The sequence below is a fragment of the Methylobacterium sp. JK268 genome, from assembly GCF_054052225.1.
On the sequence record NZ_JBSVZN010000028.1, the window covers coordinates 76,225 to 97,820 of the forward strand.

Sequence of the window (21,596 nt, forward strand, 5' to 3'; positions counted from 1 at the left end):
GCCGTTCCGGCCCGACGCGCCTGCCTCACTGCCCCTCAGTATGACGCAAGGCGCGCAGCCACGCGACGAGGGCACCGAGCCCGGCGATCCACCAGCCCTGCCACGCGCCGTGGCCCACGAAGGCGATGCTGGCGGCGGCGGCGATCGCCGCCAGCGCCGCCGCCCGCTCCGGAACCGGCCAGGCGGCGAGCGCCCGCAGGGTGAGCAGCATCCCGGCCGCCGCGAGCGCCGCCCCGACGATCCCCAGCTCGACCCAGACCTGCAGAAAGCTGTTGTGCGGGTGCCCGGCCGCCACCATCTGCCGCATCTCGGGTTCCAGCCGGGCGGCGATCGGCAGGCGGTCGAAATGCGCGCTCGTGCCGAAGCCGACCCCGCGCCAGGGATCGAGCGCCACCGCCGCCCCGAATCCCTGCGCGATCACCAGCCGCTCGCGGGTGTTGCTCGCCGCCATGGCGTCGTGGACCTTCGGGGGCATCACGGCCGCCAGGATATCCCCCTCGACCGGCGCCAGGATCAGCGCGCCGGTCAGGCCGAGCCCGGCCAGGGCGAGCGCTGCGCGTCCCGGCAGGAGGCGCGCTGCCACATAGGTGACCGTCGCGACGAGCGCCGCGAGCCCGGAGGCGCCGCTCGCCGAAAAGAGGCCGGACGCGAAGGCCGCGGCGGCCGTGACCAGGGCGAGCCCGCGGTGACCCGCCCGCGCCAGAAGGGCCGCCACCGGGATGGCGAGAATCACGATGAGTTCGAGGGGCCGGTTGTACACGTAGTCGTAGGCCCTCTCGTGCAGCCAGCGCCGGAGCGCGACGTCGCTGGCAAGGTCCGCCTCGATCAAGAGGCAGGTCGCGATCAGGATCCAGGCGGCGGGGCGCGCCACCGGCCCGAGCCGCGGCGGCGCCAGCACGGCGACGCCGTAGGCGCCCGCGAGGCAGACCAGGAACTCCCGGGCCATGCCCAGGGACTGCGCCGGCACCGGGCTCCAGGCGACGCTGACCGCGCACCACGCCATGAAGGCGAGGGCGACGCCGCCGAGGGGCGTCAGGAGCGGCGCCCGCAGACGCAGGAGGGTTCCCCGCAGCCCCGAGCCCGCGAGGGAGGATCCGAGGAGCGCCAGGGCCGCGAGCACGACGACGAGCGGGCTCGACCGGTTGGCGACCGCCATGATGGCCGGCAGCGCCCCGAGCAGGAGTGCCCCGATCCCGGCGAGCCGGCCCGGTCCGGAGACGGGAAGGGCGGCCCGTGCCGCCAGAGGGAGCGCCGACATCGCCTATTGCATCTGATGTCCGCGCTTGGCCATCTCGGCACGGACCCGGACCATCACGTATTCGGAGACGTCCTGCGTCCAGTTCTGCATCGCCTGGACCATGTCGTCGAGCACCTGCGGCTGCGTCTCCACGTAGCGCTTGCCGGAGGGCGAGCGGAAGAACGTCGCCACGTCGCGCAGCTCCGCCTCGCTCAGCTTCTCCGCGTAGATGCGGGAGGCGGCGTCGATCATCTTCTGCTTCTGCAGCTCGAGTTCGGGCTGCAGCTTGGTGAGGACGTCGTCGAGGTCCTTGGTCAGTTCGGGCCGCGTGACGGCGGCCTGTTTGATCTGCTCGCTGAAGACCGGAATGATCGAATCGAAGGAGCGCGCGATCCCGGAACTCAGCATCACCTCCTTGGCGAGGGCGAAGTGGCTCGGTGAGATCGCTGGGGCGGCGGGCGCCGCCGGCGCGGGGGCTGGGGTCGGGGCGGCCTTCTGGGCGGTCGCCGGGGCGACCGCCAGCAGCGCGGCGAGGAGGCCCGCCAGGACGGGCGCGTGACGCTGGAACATGGAATGGCTCCGATGTGGGACGCGCCGGTCTTCCGGCGGGATTGCGGCGCGGGCGAGGACGAGGGGAAGCGGCATCTCGGCGCCGGCCGCGCGGAGGACGGGAGCGGGCTCCGGCGCGGGGGCGGCGGGTTCGCCGGGGCGGAGAGGGCGAAGGGAGGGTCCGGGAGCAGGGCCCGACGGCACCGCGAGCGGATCCCGGATCAGAGGCTGCCGAGCGTCAGGAGGCGGGTCTCCCCGGCCTCCTCCGCCGCCAGGATGGCGCCGGTGCACAGGCCGATGAACAGGCCGTGCTCGACCACGCCCGGCACCGCCGCGAGGAGCGCGGCGAGACGCTCGGGATCGGCGATCCGGCCGAGATGCGCGTCGAGGATCAGGTGGTCGCCGTCGGTGCGATAGGGTGCGCCGTCCGGTCCGGCGCGCAGGGTCAGTTCGCCCGCGCAGCCCGCCCGCGCGAGGGCCGCGTCCACGGCCCGGCGGGTTGCCTCGAGCCCGAAGGGCACGACCTCGATCGGCAGGGGAAAGTGCCCGAGCGTCTCGACCCGCTTGCCCGCATCGGCGATCACCACCATGCGCCGGCTCGCCGCCGCGACGATCTTCTCGCGCAGCAGCGCCCCGCCGCCGCCCTTGATCAGCCGGCGCTCGCCGTCGATCTCGTCGGCGCCGTCGATCGTGAGATCGAGCGCGGGCGTCTCGTCCAGGGTGGTGAGCGGGATGCCGGCCGCCTGCGCGGCGCGGGCGGTCGCCTCGGAGGTCGGCACGCCCACGACCGACAGGCCCGCCCGGACGCGCGCGCCGAGCAGGACGACGAACTCGGCCGCCGTCGACCCCGTGCCGAGACCGAGCCGCATGCCGTCCTCGACGAGGTCGACCGCGCGGGCGGCGGCGGCGCGCTTGAGGGCGGCGCTCACGCCAGGGCTCCGGCGGATGTGCGGAAGGGGCGGGCGGACGGCATCGGCGCGGTCTCTCGAAGCGGACAGCCCGCTCGGGCCGCGGGCGCGTCGGCCCTAGCACGGCCGCCCGCCGCCCGGGAAGCGCCTCCGCGCGTCGCTCAGGGGCGCGCGGGTTGCGGCGTCGCGAGGCTGGCGGCGGCCCGCGGCGGCGCGGCCTCGCCGCTTGCCCCGGCCTGCGGCGTGCAGACGACCGCCTCCTCCAGGACGTAGCAGATGCTCATGGCGCCGGTGCGCTGGTTGACCCGGAACACGCCCGCCTCGCGCAGGTGGCGCGAGGCCACGAGCCCGTATTCCGAGGGCACCTGCGGGCCGGCGCCCTCGCCGGGACCGAAGCAGAGCGTCGTCCCGATGGTGTTCTCCTGCAGGCCGTACTGGCAGGAGGTCACCTCTCCGGTGACCCGGTCGACGCGGTAGACGCGGTTGAGATCCGCCTGCGGCGCCGGCACGAACTCGAAGGAGCCGGCCCGCGCCGCCGAGACGCCGGCCACAGCCAGGACGACCGCCGCGAGCCCGCCCCGAAATCCCGTCCTGCCGCCCATGGCGCCGCTCCCGTCGTGGCGCCGTCCCGATCCGCGCCGGGACGGCCTCGCGATCTTTCTACTGGTCGTTGGCTGGTGCGAGCCTTTCGTCCCCGCGGCGGCTCGCCCCTATCACCGCGCGTTGAGCGAGGCCGATCGCGCCGAGGAGCGCGCGCGGGCCGGCACCCGCTCCAGGAGTGCGGCGGCGCCCTCGTCCCCGGTGAGGGCGGACGAGGCGTCGTTCCAGGCCGCGACTGCCGGCATGAGGCGACGGGACGCGGGCGCCGGCTGGGGCAAGCCGCGAGCGCCAGCACCGGGGCCAGGACGGCGTCGTCGATTGCGGCGTGCAGGCGCGTGCCGATCATCGGCGTCTCGCTCGTCCCGGGACCATCCTGCGGGAAAGCAGCGGGTTGCGAGGTGGGCGACCGCGCGGGCTGATGCCGCGGGACTGGAAACGTGCTTTAAGCGCGGCGCAACCCCGGCGCGACCGGCGGGAGCACGATGAGGAACGCCGCGCGGCCCGCGCCGAGAGAGCCCGAAGCGGACCGCCCGCGAGGGCCGGACTCCGCCAGGGCCGGAGCAACGGGGCCGAGCCGGAAAGGCCGGGCCGACAGGGCCAAGAGAGGACGCCGTCATGACAACGATCTCCCGCCGCCACGCGCTGAAACTCTCCCTCGCGGGCGCCGTCGCCGGCCCCGCCGTGCTGCGGTTCGGCCGCGCCGAGGCGGCGGAATTCGGGTTCAAGGTCGCGAACAACGCGCCGACCAGCCACCCGCTCACGATCTACATGATCAAGGCCACCGACGCGATCCGCGAGGAGACCGGGGGCAAGGTCGACATCAAGGTCTTCCCGAACAATCAGCTCGGCGGCGACACCGACATGCTGAGCCAGCTGCGCTCGGGCGCGCTGGAGTTCTTCACGCTGTCGCCGCTGATCCTCTCGACGCTGGTTCCGGCGGCGGCGATCAGCGGCATCGGCTTCGCGTGGTCGTCCTACGACAAGCTCTGGCCGGCGATCGACGGCGATCTCGGGGCGCATGTGCGCGACGCGATCAGCAAGGCCGGCCTCTACGCCTTCGACAGGATCTGGGAGAACGGCTTCCGGCAGACGACCTCGTCGACGCGCGCCATCCTCACGCCGGACGACCTCAAGGGCTTCAAGATCCGGGTGCCCGCGAGCCCGCTCTGGACCTCGATGTTCAAGGCCTTCGACGCGGCCCCGATGACGATCAACTTCGCCGAGGTGTATTCGGCCCTGCAGACGAAGATCGCCGAGGGCCAGGAGAACCCCCTCGCCCTGATCGAGGCGGCCAAGCTCTACGAGGTGCAGAAGCACCTCTCGAAGACGAACCACATGTGGGACGGCTTCTGGATGCTGGCGAACGGGCGGGTCTGGCGCGGCCTGCCGGAGGACGTGCGCGGGGTCATCGCCAAGCATTTCAACGCGCAGGCGGTGGCCCAGCGCGAGGAGACGGCGCGGCGCAACGTCTCGACCGAGAAGGACCTCGCGGCGCGCGGGCTCGACATCCACGACGTCGACACCAAGGCGTTCCAGGCCAAGCTGCAATCGGCCGGCTTCTACAAGGAGTGGAAGGGCAAGTTCGGGCCGGAGGCCTGGGCGCTGCTCGAGAAGCACACGGGGCCGATCGCCTGACGGCTCCCGCACGACGTGTGGGGAGCGAGGTGGCCGGGTCTTCGGACGAGTGCTGCGGACAGGACAGGCCTGAGGCGCCGGCCGGAGCAGCGGGGCTCCTGACGCAAAGAGTAGGGCCCCGGCGACGGGCCGGCCACGCACACAGGTGAATCGGGGCAGGAGAAAGCCGGCGGCGCGGGGTTGGGTCGGGTATCCGACCGAGCCCCGCGCCGGATCGCACGACGAGAGGGAGCGGTCCGGGCTCCGGCGGCCCGCGGGACCGACGACACTGGGAGGCTTGCCATGGATTTCACGCTGTCGCCCGAGATCGAGGCGTACCGCGCCCGCGTCGCCGCCTTCGTGGCCGACGAGATCCTGCCCGTGGAGGCCGACCGGGCGGCCTACGACGCGCACGAGAACATCCGCCTCGACCGCCTCGCAGCGTTGCGGGAGAAGGCGCGGGCGGCGGGCCTCTGGTGCCTGCAATTGCGGCGCGAAACCGGCGGCCAGGGCCTCGGCAAGGTCGGCATGGCGGCCTGCTACACGGAGATGAACCGCTCGATCTTCGGGCCCGTGGTGTTCAACTCCGCCGCCCCCGACGACGGCAACATGATGGTCCTGGAGGCGCTGGGCACGCCCGAGCAGAAGCGGCGCTGGCTCGACCCGATCGTGTCGGGAGCGGTGCGCTCGGCCTTCGCCATGACCGAGCCGCATCCCGGCGGCGGCTCGGACCCCTCGATGATCCGCACCCGGGCCGAGCGCGGGCCGGACGGGCGCTACCGGATCTTCGGGACCAAGTGGTTCATCACCGGGGCGGAGGAGGCGGCCCACTTCATCCTGATCGCCCGCACCTCCGACGATCCGCGCTACGGGCTCACCGCCTTCCTGTTCCACCGGGACCAGCCCGGCTGGGAGATCGTGCGGCGCATCCCGATCATGGGGCCGGAGGAGCATGGCGGGCATTGCGAACTCGCCTTCGACGGGCTGGAGGTCGCCCCCGAGGACCTGCTCCTCGGCGAGGGTCAGGGCCTCAAGGTGACGCAGGTGCGGCTCGGCCCGGCGCGGCTGACCCACTGCATGCGCTGGCTCGGCCTCGCCATGCGCTGCATCGAGATCGCGCAGGCCTACGCGGCCGAGCGCGAGGGCTTCGGGGTGCGGCTCGCCGAGCGCGAGAGCGTCCAGCTCATGCTCGGCGGCCTCGCCATGGACATCGAGATCGGCCGCCTGCTGGTGATGCGGGCCGCGTGGGAACTCGACCAGGGCCGGTTCGCCCGCAAGGAGGTGTCGATGGCGAAGGTCCACGTCGCCAACCTGCTGCACCGGGCCGCCGACACCGCCATCCAGATCAACGGCGCGCGGGGCTACTCGAAGGACACGGTGCTGGAGTGGATCTACCGCTACGCCCGCCAGGCCCGGCTCGTCGACGGCGCCGACGAGGTGCACCGGATGGTCCTGAACCGCCACCTGGAGAAGGAGGGCCGCGCCTTCTTCGCTTGGCCGAAGGCGTGAGCGCCCGCGCGGATCCGAACCCTCCCCCCGCAGAGGCGAGCGTGTTCACACCTCGCCTAGCGGCGTGAAAAAGCTCTTGTTTCGCAGTCGCTTGAACGGAACCGAGGAGACCCGCGGGATCCCCTCTCCCGTGCGGGAGAGGGGTAGGGGTGAGGGCCCCGGACCGTGCCGTCATCAAGCGAAGACGGTCGTGCTGGCAGCGGGACACGTCAGAATTCTTGCTGAACCACCTGGACCCTCACCCCTGCCCCTCTCCCGCACGGGAGAGGGGTTCCCCGCGCCACGCCCGAGAACCGTCGTTTTTTTGCATAAGTATCTGTCATGTCTGTATTTTTCTCGCTCTGTGTATCCGCTCGCCCGCAGAGGGGCGAGGGTTGCCGCCGCGCGGGCAGGAGAAACCCCGGCGACCCCGTCGCCGCCGCGTCGGCAGGGCTTCCGTAACCATGTCGAGGTGATGCTCCGGCCGCGTCCGATCACAAGGCCGGCCCTCATGTCGCGTCAGGTTGCCCCCCCGTCCTCCCCGCGCCGGTCCGCGCTGCCGCCGCTCGCCGCCGCGACCTGGCTCCTCGGCGCCTGCGCGGCCTTCGGTCAGGCCACCGGCCAGGCTGGGGCCCCGGCAGCCCCCATCCCGCCGGCACCCGTTCCGGCCGCCGAGGCGCCGGCGAGACCGGAGCCTGCGCGGTCGGAACCGGCGAGAGCCTCCCGGGCCGCCGAGCCCGCGAAGGCCGCAGGCCCGCTCGACGCGACCCCATCACCGACCCCATCGGCGCCGCTCCCGCCCGCCCCGATGTCGGCCGAGACGCCGCGGGACGCGGCCGCGCCCGGGGTCGCGCAGGCTCCGAAGCGCGCGTCCCGCGAATTGCCGCCGATGGTGATCGCGAAGGTCTCCCAGGATCCCACGCCGACCCTGACCCCGGCCACCTTCCTCGACACGCTGCGCATGGCGGAGCGCTACCAGGGCATCGTCCAGGCGGGCGGCTGGCCGCGGGTGCCGGACACCCTGTCGCTCAAGCCCGGGGATCGGAACGCTGGCGTCCTCGCCCTGCGCCGCCGCCTGGCCGCCACCGGGGACCTCGCCGCCGAGGCACCGGCCTCGGACCTGATGGACGAGGCCCTGGTGGCCGCGGTGACGCGGTTCCAGCACCGGCACGGGCTGCCGGAGACGGGCCTCGTGGGTGGCCTGACCGTCAAGGCCCTCAACGTGCCGGCGGGCGTGCGCCAGCGCCAGCTCGCCGCCTCCGCGGCGCGCCTGATGGGCTCGCGCTTCCCGTTCGGCGAGCGCTACGTGGTCGCCAATATCCCGGCCGCCACCGTGGAGGCGGTGGAGCGCGGGGCGGTGGCGCGTCGCTACGTGGCGGTGGTGGGTAAGCCCGACCGCGCCTCGCCCCAGGTCGAGACCAAAATCACCAACGTCAACTTCAACCCGACCTGGACGGTCCCGGTCTCACTGATCAAGAAGGACATCATTCCGCACATGCGGAAGGACCCGGGCTACCTCGCCAAGATGCACATCCGGCTGCTTGACGGGCAGGGCAGCGAGGTGCAGCCGACCAGCATCGACTGGTCGACCGAGAAGGCGGTGAACTACACGGTCCGCCAGGACCCGGGCTTCGACAATTCCCTCGGGCAGGTGCGGATCGACATGCCGAACCGGCACGCGGTCTACATGCACGACACGCCCTCGAAGAGCCTGTTCTCGCGCAACGTCCGCTTCCACTCCTCGGGTTGCGTGCGCGTCGCGGAGGTCAAGGGGCTGGTGGCGTGGCTCCTCGACGGCACGCCGGGTCCGGGCGGGCCGGGCACGGCCTGGGGGCCGATCGAGATCGAGACCGGCATCGCGACGGGCGAGCGGCGCGACATCAAGCTCGCCAAGCCGGTGCCGGTCACCTTCGTCTACCTCACCGGCTACGCCACGCCGGACGGGCAGGCGCATTTCCGCGACGACGTCTACGACCTCGACGGAGGTCCTGCGCCGACCGACAAGCCCACCGACAAGCCCGCCGACGTGGCCACCACGGCGTCGATCGCCCCGAAGCCGGCGCCGAAGCCGGTGGCGGCGGCCCGGGCCCCGGGTGCCACCGCGCCGCGGGCGACCTCCACGGCCCGGCCGCGGGCGGCGGCGGCCGATCCACGGACCTGATGACGCACGGCCAAGTCGGCCGCCACGCGGGCGGAACAATCCGGCATCGCTCGAATTGGCGAGCGAACGGCGCGCCGAGGCCGGCGCCCGCAGATCCGGAGACACTCAGATGGCCCGTACTCCCAAGGCTCCGGCGGCGGCCCCGGCGTCCCGCCGCGCCGCGCAGCCGAAGACGGCCACGGCCGATGCCCGCGTGCGCGTCACGGCCGAGCGCCTGAACACCCCGTCCGACCTCCCGCCGGAGGCATCGAAGGAGATCTCGGAGGGGCTCACCGTCCTGCTCTCCGACTTCCTCGCCCTCTACCTCAAGACCAAGAACTTCCACTGGCACGTGAGCGGGCCGCATTTCCGCGACTACCATCTGCTCCTGGACGAGCAGGCGGCCCAGATCCTGGGCGCGACGGACGACGTGGCCGAGCGCGCCCGCAAGATCGGCGGGACGACGCTCCGCTCCCTCGGTCAGGCGGCCCAGAAGGCCCGGATCGTCGACAACAATGCCGACTACGTCGATCCGCTCGACATGCTGGCCGAGCTGCGCGACGACAACAAGGCGACCACGTCGCGCATGCGCGAGTTGCACGACCTCTGCGACGATCACAACGACGTGGCGACCGCGAGCCTGCTCGAGGAGTGGATCGACCAGGCCGAGGAGCGCACGTGGTTCCTCTACGAGGCGAGCCGCCGGGGCAGCGCCGACGGGCATTGAGGCCCGGCGCACCGCGGCCGCCCCGCGCGGTCGCGGTGCGCGTTGCACGACCCGGCGATTCCCCGGACAATGCTGCGGCCCCGTCGCCGTGCAGTCCGGACCCTTCGTGAGCGAGCACATCTCCCCCCGCCAGCAGGACATTCTCGCGATCGCGCGGCAGCAGGGTCGGGTCAGCGTCGAGGATCTGGCGATCCGCTTCGAGGTGACGCCGCAGACGATCCGCCGCGACCTCAACGAGCTCTGCGACAATCGCCTCCTGTCGCGGGTGCATGGCGGCGCGGTGGTGTCGAGCGGCGTCGCGAACCTCGCCTACGAGGCGCGCCGGCTCGTCGCCCATGCCGAGAAGCGCGCCATCGGACTCGCGGCGGCCAAGCTCATTCCGAACAACGCCTCGTTGTTCATCAACATCGGCACCACGACCGAGGAGGTGGCCCGCGCCCTCGTCGATCACGAGGACCTGCTGGTCATCACCAACAACCTCAACGTCGCGACCCTGCTCTACCGCCACCCGCGCATCAGCCTGATCGTCGCGGGCGGCCCGGTGCGGCGCGCGGACGGCGCGGTGATCGGCTCCGCGGCGGTCGACTTCATCAACCAGTTCAAGGTCGACTACGCGGTGATCGGCGCCTCGGCGATCGACGAGGACGGCGCGCTCCTCGACTTCGACTACCGCGAGGTGCGGGTGGCGCGGGCGATCATCGAGAACTCGCGCCAGGTAATGCTGGTCGCCGACAAGCTCAAGCTCGAGCGGACGGCGCCGATCCGCGTCGGCGAAGTGGGCGAACTCGACGTCTTCGTGACAGACGCGCTGCCGTCGCGGCGCCTGCGCGACCTCTGCGCAGCGCACAAGGTGAGCGTGGTCGAGGTCGGGGCGGACCTGCCCGAGGGGTAGTGGACGTCCGGAACGCCATGCGGTGAGTGCATGACTCAGCGTCGGAACCCGGTTGGATCTGCATCGTTGTCGGGCCGAACAGACGAGAGCGGCCGCATCGCCGCGCCGGATGCCCATCCGCACCGGCCTGTGCTGTCGCTTCCGTCGAAGACGATACGGAGATCCTGGATGAAGACTCAGCTCGCGCTCTCCGCGCTGGCCGCCGCCTTGGCGACCCCGGCCCTCGCGCAGACGACCGACTTCCGCGAGACCTCGCTGATGGCGAACGCCTTCGAGGTGCGGTCGAGCCAGATCGCCCTCGACAAGACCCGCAATCCCCGGGTTCGGGACTTCGCCCGCGAGATGATCCGCGACCACCGCGCCGCCAATGTCGCGCTGCTGGGCGGCCGCGAGAGCGTCGCGGCGGGCGGTGGCCTCGGCGGCCTCGTGGCGGCGCCCTTCGAGATCGCGGGCAGCGCGGTCGGGGCCGCCACCGGGGCCGCGGCCGGCGCCGTCTCGGGGACGCTGCAGGGCGGCCCGGTCGGCGGGATCGAGGGCGTCGGTGAGGGTGCGGCGCGCGGGGCGCGGGCGGGTGCGGACCTCGCGGGCGCGGACGTGACCACGACCGCGGCCACCGCCTCGGTGCCCCTGAGCCCCGAGCAGCAGGCGATGCTGGCGGAACTCGCCCGGACGCCCGCCGGCCCGCGCTTCGACCGGACCTACGCGCGGATCCAGGTGCAGGCGCACCGCACGGCCATCGGCATGACCCAGGCCTACCTGCAGGGTGGCCCGAACCCGGCGCTGCGCACCTACGCGGAGCAGGTGCTCCCCTCCATGCAGGAGCACCTCGCCATGGCGGAGCGCCTGCCCGGCGCCCGCTGACCGCGGCAGAGAGCGACGCATCGCGGATGGCGGGCCGGGCGGCCCGCCGTTTCGCGTCAGATCGCGACGTCGAGGCTGCTGCCGATCGTGTCCGCGTCGAAGGCGACGCCCTTGATGAGGGCGAAGACGGCCAAGCCCGGCACGAGGCCGAGATCGTGCACGGCGTGGCGCGTGAGGGAGGCGGACAGCACCGCTTCGCCGCAGGCGATCTCGACGGTGGCGTAGGGGCCGGGCGTCTCCGCCACCGCGCGCACGGTGCCGGGCAGGTGGTTGCGGGCGCTGAGGCCGCGCGGGCGCTCCAGCGCGACGAGGACGTCGCGGGCCCGCACCCGCACCCGAACGCTGCGCCCCACCGTCAGGATCAGGCGCGGGATCACCAGCGTCCCGGCCGCCCCTTCGAGCCGCGTGAGGCCGAACGCCCGGTCGTGCGACGCCACCCGCATGTCGAGGAGCGTGCCCGCCTCGCCGGCCTCCCGATCGGGCAGCAGCTCGGCGCGCCGCAGGATCGCCCCGGCGGGCCCCTGCGCCGTCACGCGTCCTCCCTCCAGCACCACGACGGTGTCGGCGAGGCGCGCGACCTCCACCACCGAGTGGCTGACATAGACGATCGGCACTCGCGCCTCGTCGCGCAGGCGCGCGAGGTAGGGCAGGATCTCGGCCTTGCGCGCGTCGTCCAGGGCCGAGAGCGGCTCGTCCATGAGCAGGAGCCGCGGGCGGGCGAGCAGCGCCCGGCCGATCGCCACGCGCTGGCGCTCGCCGCCCGAGAGACCGGCCGGCCGCCGGTCGAGGAGATCGGTCAGGCCGAGGAGATCCGCGACGCCCTCCAGGCCGGGGCCGCCCGCGCCGCGCGCGAACCAGCGCCCGAACAGCAGGTTTCGCCGCACGCTGAGATGCGGCAGCAGGCGGGCATCCTGGAAGACGTAGCCGATCCGCCGCCGATGCGCGGGGACCCGCAGGCCGGCCTGCGTGTCGAGGAGGACCGCGCCGTCCACGGCGACGCGGCCCCGCTCGGGCGTGATCAGGCCGGCGATGACGTCGACGAGGCTCGACTTGCCGGAGCCGGAGCGCCCGAACAGGGCGGTGACGCGGCCCGCGGTGTCGAAGGCGGCGTCGAGCACGAAGGCCCCGCGCCGGTGCTGCACGCTCACGCTGATCACGGGCCGAGCCGCTGCCGGGCGCGATGCGCGAGCCCCTCGGCGACGAGGAGCGCGACCATCGACACCGCCACCGAGATCAGGGTGAGGCGCGCGGCGCCGGCCTCGCCGCCGGGGACCTGGGTGAGGGCGTAGATGGCCGACGGGAGGGTCTGGGTCTCCCCCGGGATGTTGGACACGAAGGTGATGGTGGCGCCGAACTCGCCCATCGCCTTGGCGAAGGCCAGAACGGCCCCCGCCAGGATGCCCGGCATCGCCAGCGGCAGCGTCACGACGAGGAAGACCATCGCGGGCGGGGCGCCGAGGGTCGCGGCGGCCTGTTCGAGGCGCCGGTCCACCGCCTCGATCGACAGGCGCATCGCCCGCACCATCAGCGGGAACCCCATCACCGCGCAGGCCAGGGCCGCGCCGGTCCAGCGGAACGAGAACACGATCCCGATGCCGGCGAGCGCCTCGCCGAGGAGGCCACGGCGCCCGAAGGTCAGGAGCAGGAGGTAGCCCGTCACCACCGGCGGCATCACGAGCGGCAGGTGGACGAGGCCGTCGAGGAGCGCGCGGCCGCGGAACCGGCCACGGGCCAGCAGCAGGGCGACGAGGAGGCCGGGGATCAGGCTCGCCAGGGTGGCCACCGCGGCGACGCGCAGGCTGAGGCGCAGGGCGCTCCATTCGTCGGGCGAGAGGACGGGCAGGGCGGCGCTCCGGAACCGTGGGTGGGGCGCTGCCGCTCTAGCACGGATCTGGCATGGGGCCGCGGCGCGAAAAACCGATGCCGCGTGTCGAGCGCGCGCGCCGGTCCGATCAGGTTCCGGAGGGGAGCATGGCGACACCGAGCCACGACCGCGACTTCGACCTCGTGCTGCGCGGGGGGCTGCTTGCCACCGCGGCCGAGACCTTTTCGGCGGATGTCGGGATCCGGGACGGCCGGATCGCGGCGATCGGGCGGGGGCTGCGGCCCGGCGCCGAGGAGATCGACGCAAGCGGCTTCGTCGTAACGCCCGGTGGGATCGATCCGCATTGCCACATCGAGGAGCCCTCCGAGGCCGGGGGCGTGCAGGAGGAGAGCTTCGCGTCGGGCTCGGCGGCGGCGCTCGCGGGCGGCACGACCTCCTTCATCTGCTTCGTGCCCCAATGGAAGGGCCATCCGATCGCCCGGACCGCCGCGGCCTACGAGGAATCCGCCCGGTCCTCACGGACGGATTACAGCTTCCACCAGATCATCACCGATCCGACGCCGGAGGTGCTGGGCCGCGAGGTGCCGGCGCTGGTGGCGCGCGGCATCCGCAGCCTCAAGGTCTTCCTCACCTACGATCCCCTGCGACTCACCGACGGTCAGTACCTGGAGGTGCTGGCGACGGCGCGGCGGCTCGGCGCCCTCGTCACGGTGCATTGCGAGAATTTCGACGCGATCGGCTGGCGGATCCGCGCGCTGCTGGCGGCGGGACGCACCGACCCGCTCCAGCACGCCTGGGCGCGCCCGCCGGTGGTGGAGCGCGAGGCGACCCACCGCGCCATCGCCCTCGCCGAACTCGTCGACCAGCCGATCCAGATCTTCCACGTCTCCTGCGAGGAGGCCGCCGAGGAGATCGCCCGGGCCCGGGCACGGGGCGTGAAGGTCTGGGGCGAGACCTGCCCGCAATACCTGACGCTCTCGACCGAGGACCTCGCGCGCCCGGATTTCGAGGGCGCGAAGGTGGTGTGCTCTCCGGCCCTGCGGGCGCCGGCCGAGCACGAGCGGATCTGGGCGCGGATCGCAGACGGAACCCTCGATATCGTCTCCTCGGACCATTGCGGCTTCTCCTTCGCGACGGCCAAGCGCGATCCCGGGAGCAGCGGCTACGGGCAGGGTGGGGCGGTGGCGCGGGAGGACGGGAGGCCCGCCTTCAACGCCATCCCGAACGGGGTGCCGGGGATCGAGACTCGGCTGCCGGTCCTGTTCTCGGAGGGCGTCTCGAAGGGGCGGATCGACCTGCCAACCTTCGTGCGGCTCACCTCGGCGAATGCCGCGCGGCTGTTCGGCCTGGAGGACCGCAAGGGGACGCTGGCGCCGGGCGCGGATGCCGACCTCGTCCTGTGGAACCCGTCCGCGGAGCGGCGGATCGCCAACGCGGCCCTGCACCACGCCATCGACTACACGCCCTGGGAGGGGCTGGCGGTGACGGGCTGGCCGGAGATCGTGATCCGGCGCGGCGAGGTCGCGATGCGCGACGGCGCAGTGCTGGCCGCGCCGGGCACGGGCCGCTTCCTCGCGCGGGGCCCGTACCCGCTGGTGAGGCCGACCGGGCGGGTGCCGGACGGGTTCGACGCGGCGGCGGTGCTCGGTGCTGCAACGGCATCGTGAACACCGGTCCGGCGTCGCAAGGCTCAATCGACGCCAACGACGCCGAATACCGAAAGATCTCTTCAGCGGGGCGAGGGCGAGATACAGCACAGACCGCGCCGCTGGCAGACAAACCACCTCCTCATGCTGATGTGCGACCGCAGGGAGCCTCGAAGCACTCCGGAACAGCTCGTCCGAGACGCCATTCTCCTGGATCAATGTTCCGGAGTGCTTCGAGGCTCGCTTCGCGAGCACCTCAGCATGAGGAGTGGAGTGTCTTCCAGGTCCGTTCAGCCGGTGAAACGGACGCGCTCTGCGCACGCCCCTCCTCCCGGGACAGTCGTCTCTGGCGAGAGGTCGATACGGACGGCCCGCCCGCTCACAAGCGCCCGGCCGCCCAGCGCTCCGCGTCGGGCAATTGCCCGAGCAGGGCCAGCCCGTGCGCGATGGATTCGAACTGGTCGGAACTCGCCACCGCCGCAGCCCCGAACCGCGCCTCGAACAGCCCGCGGATCGCCGGCACCAGGGAGGTGCCCCCGGTGAGGAAGACCCGGTCGATCGCCGCCGCGGTGACGCCCGCCGCGGCCAGCGCCTGGTCCACCGCCGCGGCGATCCGCTCCACGTCGGGCGCGATGAGGGCCTCAAAGGCCGCCCGGGTGAGCGAGCCGCGGATGTCGATCCCGGTCTCCGGGCCGCGGAACCGGAACGCGGCCTCCTCCCGCGACGACAGGGCGATCTTCGTCTCGGAGACGGCCCGGTAGAGCGCGAAGCCGAGGTCGTTCTCGATGAGGGCGACGAAGTCCTCCAGCGGCGCCGGGTCGTCGGCGACGCGGGCGAGGTCGCGCAGGTCCTGGAGATCGCCCGACATCTTCATCATCGCGAGCTGATGCCAGCGCGACAGGTTGGCGTAGTAGTGCGAGGGCAGGGGCAGCACCTTGCCGCCCATCGACCGGTAGGTGCCGCCCTTGCCGAGATGCGGCGCCACCAGGTGGTCGACGATGCGGGCATCGAAGGCGTCGCCCGCGATCCCGACACCGGCATGGCCGAGCGGGACGGCGTCGAGACGGCCGTCGGTCCCGCGGGAGAAGCGCATCACCGAGAAGTCGCTGGTGCCGCCGCCGAAATCGCCGATCAGCACCGTCGCCGAGCCCTCCAGGCGCCGCGCGTAATAGAAGGCCGCCCCCACCGGCTCGTAGGCGGTGAGCGCGCCCTCCGCCCCGAGCTTGCCGAAGGCGGCGCCGTAGCGGCGCATGGCCAGGGTCTCGTCCGGATTCTGCCCGACGAAGCGGACCGGGCGGCCGATCACGACCCGCCCGCCCGCCAGATCGAGCGCGCCGCCCGCGTCGCGCAGAACCGTGCGCAGGAAGGTGGCGAGCAGGTCCTCGAACTGGAACCGGTCGCGGAAGATCCGGGTCTCCCGAAAGGCGCCGCTCGCCGCGAAGCTCTTGAAGGACTGGATGAAGCGCAGCCCGAGCGCGCCCTCCAGGAAGGCATCGACCGCGAAGGGACCGCCCGCCACGCGGGTGACCGCGGCGGCCCCGCGACCCTCCTGCCAGAAGGCGAGCGCCGAGAGGTAGGTGCGGAGCGTCGCGTCCCCGTGCCGGAACGTGACCGCCTCGACGCGGCCCTCGGCGTCCGCGAGGGCGACGACGGTATTGGTGGTGCCGAAATCGATCCCGATGGCGGGCGGACGGGACATCGGGGCGGCTCCGGAGAAGGCACGAGTCGGGCCCGCGCGTCGGGCGCGGGCAGGCGAGTCGCTGGCGGGGTGGGGGCGGTGCTCTTCCTCCGGCAGCGTTCGCCCGTCAAGCCCGGCCTCTCACGCCGTGAGCCGGGCGACCTCGCGGCGCAGGACCGGGAGCAGCTCCGCCTCGAACCAGGGGTTCCGGCGCAGCCAGCCGGAGTTGCGCCAGGACGGATGGGGCAGGGGCAGGACGCGGGGCCGACGGGGCTCCGCGAAGAGCTCGCGCCAGCGCGCCACCGTGCCGGTGAGGCCGTCCGGCGAGCGGCCGAGGTGCCACGCCTGCGCGTACTGGCCGATCACCAGGATCAGGTCGAGGGCGGGCAGGCCGACCAGCAGCGGCCGTCGCCAGGTCTCGGCGCATTCGCGGCGCGGCGGCAGGTCGCCGCCCTTCGCGTCGTGGCCCGGGAAGCAGGCGCCCATGGGCAGGATCGCGACCCGGGACGGGTCGTAGAAGTTCGCCTCGTCGAGGCCGAGCCAGGCGCGCAGCCGCGTGCCCGAGGGGTCCTGGAACGGCCGGCCGCTGCGGAAGGCGCGATGGCCCGGCGCCTGGCTGGCGATGCAGAGCCGCGCCGCGGCGCTGCCCTGGACGATCGGGCGCGGCTCCACGGGAAGCGGTGGGCCGGACCGCGGCGCGTCGCGGCAGAGGCGGCAGGCCCGCAGGGAAGCGGCGGTCGCGTCGAAGTCGCTCATTGGGCGGGACGGGCACAGCCATGAAAAAAGCCAGCGCGGCCGGGGCCGCGCTGGGGGAAGTCTCGAAACGTCTGGTGTCTCGACCCTAGCCGCGCCGCAGCGCGGCCGAGGTGCGCTGTCACACACCGCGCAGGGCGGAGAGGTCGAGGGGCAGCGAGCGCAGCCGCTGGCCCGTCGCCGCGAAGATCGCGTTCGCGATCGCCGGGGCGAGAACCGGGACGCCCGGCTCGCCAATGCCGGTCGGCGCCTCGGAGGAGGGCACGATGTGGACCTCCACCTTCGGCATCTCGCTCATCCGGGTCGGCTCGTAGGCGTCGAAGTTCTTCTCCTGCACGATTCCGTCCTTGAAGGTGATGCGGTTGCGCAGCACCGCCGAGAGCGCGAAGCCGACCGCGCCCTCGACCTGCGCCCGGATCACGTCCGGGTTCACCGGCACGCCCACGTCGACCGCCGCGACGATGCGGTTGACCTTCACCTTGCCGGCCTCGGCCGTGACGTCGGCCACCATCGCCACGTAGGAGCCGAAGGATTCGTGCGCGGCGACGCCGAGGCCCTGGCCGGGCTTGCCCTGGCGCCCGCTCCAGCCGGCCTTCTCGGCCGCGAGGCGCAGGGCCGCCGACAGGCGCGGCGCCTTCTCCAGCAGGCCCAGCCGGTACGCGACCGGGTCCTTGCCGGCCGCGTGGGCGATCTCGTCGATGAACACCTCCATGGCCTGGGCGGTGTGGGAGTGGCCGACCGAGCGCCACCACAGCACCGGCACCGCGTCGCGCACGTTGTGCACCTCGAAGCGGTAGGCCGGCAGCGCGTAGGGTGTGTCGGCCGCGCCCTCGACGGTGGTGGCGTCGACGCCGTCCTTCACCAGCATCGCCTCCATGGGCGTGCCGATCAGGATCGACTTGCCGACGATGGTGTGCTCCCAGCCGGCGATGCGGCCCTGAGCGTCGATCCCGGCGCGAACGCGATGGAAGGCCGCCGGCCGGTAGTAGCCGCCGGTGATGTCGTCCTCGCGGGTCCAGACGAGGTGGACCGGCCGGGTCTCGCCGGTGGCCTTCAGGATCGCGGCGGCCTCCGCGATGTAGTCGGCCGAGCTGGTCGCCCGGCGCCCGAAGGAGCCGCCGGCCCAGACGGTGTTGATGCGGATCTTGTCGGGCGTCGTCCCGAGGATCTGCGCCGCCACCACCTGCTCGATGGTCTGGAACTGCGAGCCGGCATGGATGAGGTAGCCGCCGTCGGCGGATTTCTCGATGGTCGCGTTCAGCACCTCCATCGGCGCATGGGCCAGGAACGGGAAGGCGAACTCCGCCTCCAGCACCTTGGCCGCACCCTTGATGCCCGATGCGGCGTCGCCCGCCTTGGCGGCGACGAGGCCGGGCGTGGCGGCGAGCGCCTTGTACTCGGCGAGCTGCCGGTCGGAGGAGCGGGTCTCGGCGACGCTCTCGTCCCAGGTCAGCGCCAGGGCCTCGCGCCCCTTCATCGCCGACCACGTGTCGCGGGCGATGACGGCGACGCCCATCGGAATGCGCACGACGTCGATCACGCCCTTGACCTTGCGGGCGGCTCCATCGTCGAGGGTCTTCAGCACCGCTCCGAAGCGGGGAGGCCGGGCAACGACGGCGGTGACCTGGTCGGGGCGCCGGATGTCGAGGGCGTAGACCGCGCTGCCGTTGGTCTTGATTCCGGAATCGAGGCGCGGGAGCGCGGACCCGATCAGCGTCCAGTCCTTCGGATCCTTGAGGCGCGGAGTCTCGGGCACCGGCTGGGCGGCGGCCGCGGCCGCGAAGCGGCCGAACCGCGCCTCCTGGCCGGACGCCGCGTGGCGGATCACGCCCTTCTGGACGGTGATCTCGCCGGCCGGCACCTTCCACTCGGCCGCCGCCGAGGCGACCAGCATGGCGCGGGCGGCGGCGCCGGCCTTGCGCAGCTGGATCCAGGAATTCGCCACCGCCGTGGACCCGCCCGTGCCCTGGATCGGACCGAAGGCGGTGTTGTTGTAGAGCGAAGCATCCGCGGGCGCGAAGGCGGTGCGGACCTGCGCCCAGTCGGCGTCGAGCTCCTCGGCCAGGATCGTGGCGAGGCCGGTGGTGTTGCCCTGGCCCATATCCAGGTGCTTGATCACCACCGTGACGCTGTCGTCGGCGGCGATGCGCACGAAGGCGTTCGGCCGGGTGGGGACCTTGGAGAGGTCGGGTCCCTCGGCGGCGCGGGCGGGCATGCCGCGCAGGTCCAGGGAGAATCCGATCACGAGGGCGCCGCCCGCGGCCGCGCCGCCGGTTAGGAAGGCGCGGCGCGAGGTCGCGAGAGAGCGCTTGGCGCTCAGAGCGTGGAACATGGGGAACCTCCCGGCGATCAGGCGAGGGCGCGGGCGGCGTCGTGGATCGCCGCCCGGATGCGCTGGTAGGTGCCGCAGCGGCAGATATTGCCGTCCATGGCGCCGTCGATATCCGCGTCGGTCGGGGTCTTGTTCTCGGAGAGGAGCCCGATCGCCGACATGATCTGGCCCGACTGGCAGTAGCCGCACTGCACCACGTCGAGACTGCGCCACGCGGCCTGCACGGCCTCCGCGACCTTGCCCGTGACCCCCTCGATGGTGGTGATCTTGGCGTCCTGGAGGTCGCCGACGCGGACCTGACAGGAGCGGGTCGGCTGGCCATCGATATGCACCGTGCAGGCGCCGCACTGGGCGATGCCGCAGCCATACTTGGTACCGGTAAGGTTCAGGTGGTCGCGGATCGCCCAGAGGAGCGACATCTCGGGATCGGCATCGACCTCGATGGTCCTGCCGTTGACGGTGAGCTTCGGCATCGCGCGCTCCGACGATACTCTGGAGAAGTTCCAGCGAGGCTGGTGTGCCGCGTCACCTGCCACGCGCGCAAGCGCGGCGTTTGTGCGCTGCCGCACATGCGCGGGGAGCGTGCAATGGCGTCCGAACCCACGATCGCCGCGCATTCGCGCGATCAGGGAAGGGCAACCTTAATGATTTTCCGCAAGCCTCCGATCCGGATACCGGCAGGCCGGAGCGGCGCGTCCCAAACCCATGTCCGAAGTCACGGCGCAGATGGTTCGGCAAGGGCGCGGCCCGAGCGCGGAGGAGGCGGCCCGCCGCCGCCAGCTCGCCCGCGACGTGCGCTCGGCCCGCGAGCGCCTGACGTCGTCGATCGGGCTGGAGCGGGCCTTCGACTACGAGCTGCTGCGGATCTTCGCGCAGTACCGGATCGGCGCCTTCCTGCCGCTGGTCCTGCTGGCGCTCTGCGTCGCGGCCGCGTCCAGCTTCTGGCTGCCCCTCGTCGCCAGCATCGTGTGGTTCTGCGGCGGCCTGACCGGCATCGGCGCCGCGACCGTGGTCGCGCGGCGCTTCCTGCACCAGGAGCCGGATTCGATCGCGCTCCGGCCGTGGCGGCGGCGGGCGGCGATCGGCGAGGTGGTGCAGAGCAGCTTCTGGGCGCTGCTGGCGCTGCTGCCCTTCTCGGCGGACGGGTCGAACGCCCGCACCTTCGTGCTGTTCGTGCTGGTGATCGTGGCGGCGGTGACCACCATGCTCGCCGCCACCGTGCCGCTCGCCGCGGCGGCCGGGCTCGTGCCGCTCAGCCTCGCCACTCTTTGCCTGCTCGCGACAGTGCGGGGCTTCGAATCGGCCCTGCTCGTCGGCATCGCGGTGGGGGCGCAGGTCTTCTTCCTCGTCCTCTCGCAGCACCTCTACCGCTCGACGGTCGCGGCCCTGCAATCCCGCGCCGAGAAGGACGCCATCTTCGGCGAGCTCGAACAGGCGAAGGCCAATTCCGACGAGGCCCGTCGCCGGGCCGAGGAGGCGAACCTCGCCAAGTCGCGCTTCCTCGCCACCATGAGTCACGAGCTGCGCACGCCGCTCAACGCGATCCTGGGCTTCTCGGAGGTGATGAAGAACGAGGTCTTCGGCCCCCACGCCTCGCCCTCCTACCAGGAATACTCCAACGACATCCACGAGAGCGGGCTGCACCTCCTCAACCTGATCAACGAGATCCTGGACCTCTCGCGCATCGAGGCCGGACGCTACGAACTCAACGAGGAGGCGGTCCAGCTCGCCTACGTGACGGAGGAGTGCCGCCACATGATGGCGCTGCGGGCGCGGGCGAAGAACCAGACCTTCCGCGAACTGGTCGACCCCTCGCTGCCCCGGCTCTGGGCCGACGAGCGCGCCCTGCGCCAGATCGTTCTCAACCTCCTGTCGAACGCCATCAAGTTCACGCCGCCGGGCGGCGAGATCACCATCAAGGTCGGCTGGACCTCGTCGGGTGGGCAGTACGTCAGCATCAAGGATACGGGGCCCGGCATCCCCGAGGACGAGATCCCGACCGTGATGTCCTCCTTCGGCCGCGGCTCGCTGGCGATCAAGACGGCCGAGCAGGGATCGGGTCTCGGGCTGCCGATCGTGAAGGGCCTCGTCGACCTCCATGGCGGCGGCTTCCAGCTCAAGTCGAAGCCGCGGGAAGGCACCGAGGTCATCGTGACGCTCCCCGCCACGCGGGTGATGGATGCGCTGCCTCCCGTCGACGTCGGCGAGGACCGCCCGCCGACGCGTCCGGCCCGCGCGGCCTGACGTCGGACCCGGGCAAGCATCACCTCTCGAGCCATCGCTGTCGGGCGCCGTCGCGGCGGCGATGACCCTGCGTGGCCCCGCCGCTCGCGCGCGGACGGCGGA

At 72.7% G+C, this 21,596-nt stretch carries 19 protein-coding genes; 8 read left to right on the forward strand and 11 right to left on the reverse strand.

Annotated elements, in window-relative coordinates; all coding sequences use genetic code 11:
- Window positions 1–25: 25 nt before the first annotated feature.
- The 5 genes from ACW9J6_RS25330 to ACW9J6_RS25350 all read right to left on the reverse strand — a co-directional run bounded on the left by ACW9J6_RS25330 (window position 26) and on the right by ACW9J6_RS25350 (window position 3,539).
- On the reverse strand, window positions 26–1,258 hold the full coding sequence (locus ACW9J6_RS25330; protein ID WP_457115212.1) for an O-antigen ligase family protein: 1,233 nt from the start codon (window positions 1,256–1,258) through the stop codon (window positions 26–28).
- Between the two features lie 3 nt (window positions 1,259–1,261).
- On the reverse strand, window positions 1,262–1,807 hold the full coding sequence (locus tag ACW9J6_RS25335) for a DUF2059 domain-containing protein (RefSeq protein ID WP_457115211.1): 546 nt from the start codon (window positions 1,805–1,807) through the stop codon (window positions 1,262–1,264).
- Window positions 1,808–2,007: 200 nt separating this feature from the next.
- A complete protein-coding gene (gene rpiA, locus ACW9J6_RS25340) occupies window positions 2,008–2,715 on the reverse strand; it encodes a ribose-5-phosphate isomerase RpiA (RefSeq protein ID WP_457115210.1) in 708 nt (235 codons plus the stop codon).
- 140 nt (window positions 2,716–2,855) lie between these two features.
- Window positions 2,856–3,296, reverse strand: coding sequence for a hypothetical protein (locus ACW9J6_RS25345; protein WP_457115209.1), 441 nt, complete (start codon window positions 3,294–3,296; stop codon window positions 2,856–2,858).
- Window positions 3,297–3,407: 111 nt separating this feature from the next.
- On the reverse strand, window positions 3,408–3,539 hold the full coding sequence (locus ACW9J6_RS25350; protein ID WP_457115208.1) for a hypothetical protein: 132 nt from the start codon (window positions 3,537–3,539) through the stop codon (window positions 3,408–3,410).
- 370 nt (window positions 3,540–3,909) lie between these two features.
- On the opposite strand from ACW9J6_RS25350, the gene ACW9J6_RS25355 reads away from it, so the two are divergent.
- From ACW9J6_RS25355 to ACW9J6_RS25380, 6 genes are all read left to right on the forward strand, one after another.
- On the forward strand, window positions 3,910–4,929 hold the full coding sequence (locus tag ACW9J6_RS25355; RefSeq protein ID WP_457115207.1) for a TRAP transporter substrate-binding protein: 1,020 nt from the start codon (window positions 3,910–3,912) through the stop codon (window positions 4,927–4,929).
- Window positions 4,930–5,211: 282 nt separating this feature from the next.
- Complete coding sequence (locus ACW9J6_RS25360; protein ID WP_457115206.1) at window positions 5,212–6,417, forward strand: acyl-CoA dehydrogenase family protein; 1,206 nt, start codon at window positions 5,212–5,214, stop codon at window positions 6,415–6,417.
- A gap of 490 nt (window positions 6,418–6,907) precedes the next feature.
- The gene (locus tag ACW9J6_RS25365) at window positions 6,908–8,557 is read left to right on the forward strand and encodes a L,D-transpeptidase family protein (RefSeq protein ID WP_457119151.1); all 1,650 of its coding nucleotides are present in this window, start codon (window positions 6,908–6,910) and stop codon (window positions 8,555–8,557) included.
- A gap of 109 nt (window positions 8,558–8,666) precedes the next feature.
- Window positions 8,667–9,263: a Dps family protein gene (locus ACW9J6_RS25370; RefSeq protein WP_457119152.1), complete on the forward strand. Its 597-nt coding sequence runs from the start codon at window positions 8,667–8,669 to the stop codon at window positions 9,261–9,263.
- A 106-nt stretch (window positions 9,264–9,369) separates the two neighbouring features.
- Window positions 9,370–10,155, forward strand: a complete 786-nt coding sequence (locus ACW9J6_RS25375; RefSeq protein ID WP_457119153.1) for a DeoR/GlpR family DNA-binding transcription regulator — start codon at window positions 9,370–9,372, stop codon at window positions 10,153–10,155.
- A gap of 168 nt (window positions 10,156–10,323) precedes the next feature.
- Window positions 10,324–11,016, forward strand: coding sequence for a DUF4142 domain-containing protein (locus ACW9J6_RS25380; protein ID WP_457119154.1), 693 nt, complete (start codon window positions 10,324–10,326; stop codon window positions 11,014–11,016).
- A 56-nt stretch (window positions 11,017–11,072) separates the two neighbouring features.
- Here the strand turns inward: ACW9J6_RS25380 and modC are convergent, their stop codons facing one another.
- Both modC and modB read right to left on the reverse strand, forming a co-directional pair.
- Window positions 11,073–12,173: a molybdenum ABC transporter ATP-binding protein gene (gene modC / locus ACW9J6_RS25385; RefSeq protein WP_457119155.1), complete on the reverse strand. Its 1,101-nt coding sequence runs from the start codon at window positions 12,171–12,173 to the stop codon at window positions 11,073–11,075.
- Window positions 12,170–12,859: a molybdate ABC transporter permease subunit gene (modB, locus tag ACW9J6_RS25390; protein WP_457119163.1), complete on the reverse strand. Its 690-nt coding sequence runs from the start codon at window positions 12,857–12,859 to the stop codon at window positions 12,170–12,172. Before modB ends, modC begins: the two co-directional genes overlap by 4 nt.
- A 128-nt stretch (window positions 12,860–12,987) precedes the next feature.
- Here modB and hydA point away from each other — a divergent pair, with 128 nt between their 5' ends.
- Window positions 12,988–14,508 (forward strand): dihydropyrimidinase, encoded by a 1,521-nt coding sequence (gene hydA, locus ACW9J6_RS25395; RefSeq protein ID WP_457119156.1) that lies wholly within the window; start codon window positions 12,988–12,990, stop codon window positions 14,506–14,508.
- Between the two features lie 358 nt (window positions 14,509–14,866).
- On the opposite strand, the gene ACW9J6_RS25400 is transcribed toward hydA, so the two are convergent.
- The 4 genes from ACW9J6_RS25400 to ACW9J6_RS25415 form a co-directional block, all read right to left on the reverse strand.
- A complete protein-coding gene (locus ACW9J6_RS25400; RefSeq protein WP_457119157.1) occupies window positions 14,867–16,186 on the reverse strand; it encodes an Hsp70 family protein in 1,320 nt (439 codons plus the stop codon).
- A gap of 120 nt (window positions 16,187–16,306) precedes the next feature.
- On the reverse strand, window positions 16,307–16,921 hold the full coding sequence (locus ACW9J6_RS25405; RefSeq protein ID WP_457119158.1) for a uracil-DNA glycosylase family protein: 615 nt from the start codon (window positions 16,919–16,921) through the stop codon (window positions 16,307–16,309).
- A 118-nt stretch (window positions 16,922–17,039) separates the two neighbouring features.
- Window positions 17,040–19,250, reverse strand: a complete 2,211-nt coding sequence (locus ACW9J6_RS25410) for a molybdopterin cofactor-binding domain-containing protein (RefSeq protein WP_457119159.1) — start codon at window positions 19,248–19,250, stop codon at window positions 17,040–17,042.
- 17 nt (window positions 19,251–19,267) lie between these two features.
- A complete protein-coding gene (locus tag ACW9J6_RS25415) occupies window positions 19,268–19,723 on the reverse strand; it encodes a (2Fe-2S)-binding protein (protein ID WP_457119160.1) in 456 nt (151 codons plus the stop codon).
- Between the two features lie 232 nt (window positions 19,724–19,955).
- On the opposite strand from ACW9J6_RS25415, the gene ACW9J6_RS25420 reads away from it, so the two are divergent.
- Complete coding sequence (locus tag ACW9J6_RS25420) at window positions 19,956–21,494, forward strand: sensor histidine kinase (RefSeq protein WP_457119161.1); 1,539 nt, start codon at window positions 19,956–19,958, stop codon at window positions 21,492–21,494.
- The last annotated feature ends 102 nt before the right edge of the window (window positions 21,495–21,596 follow it).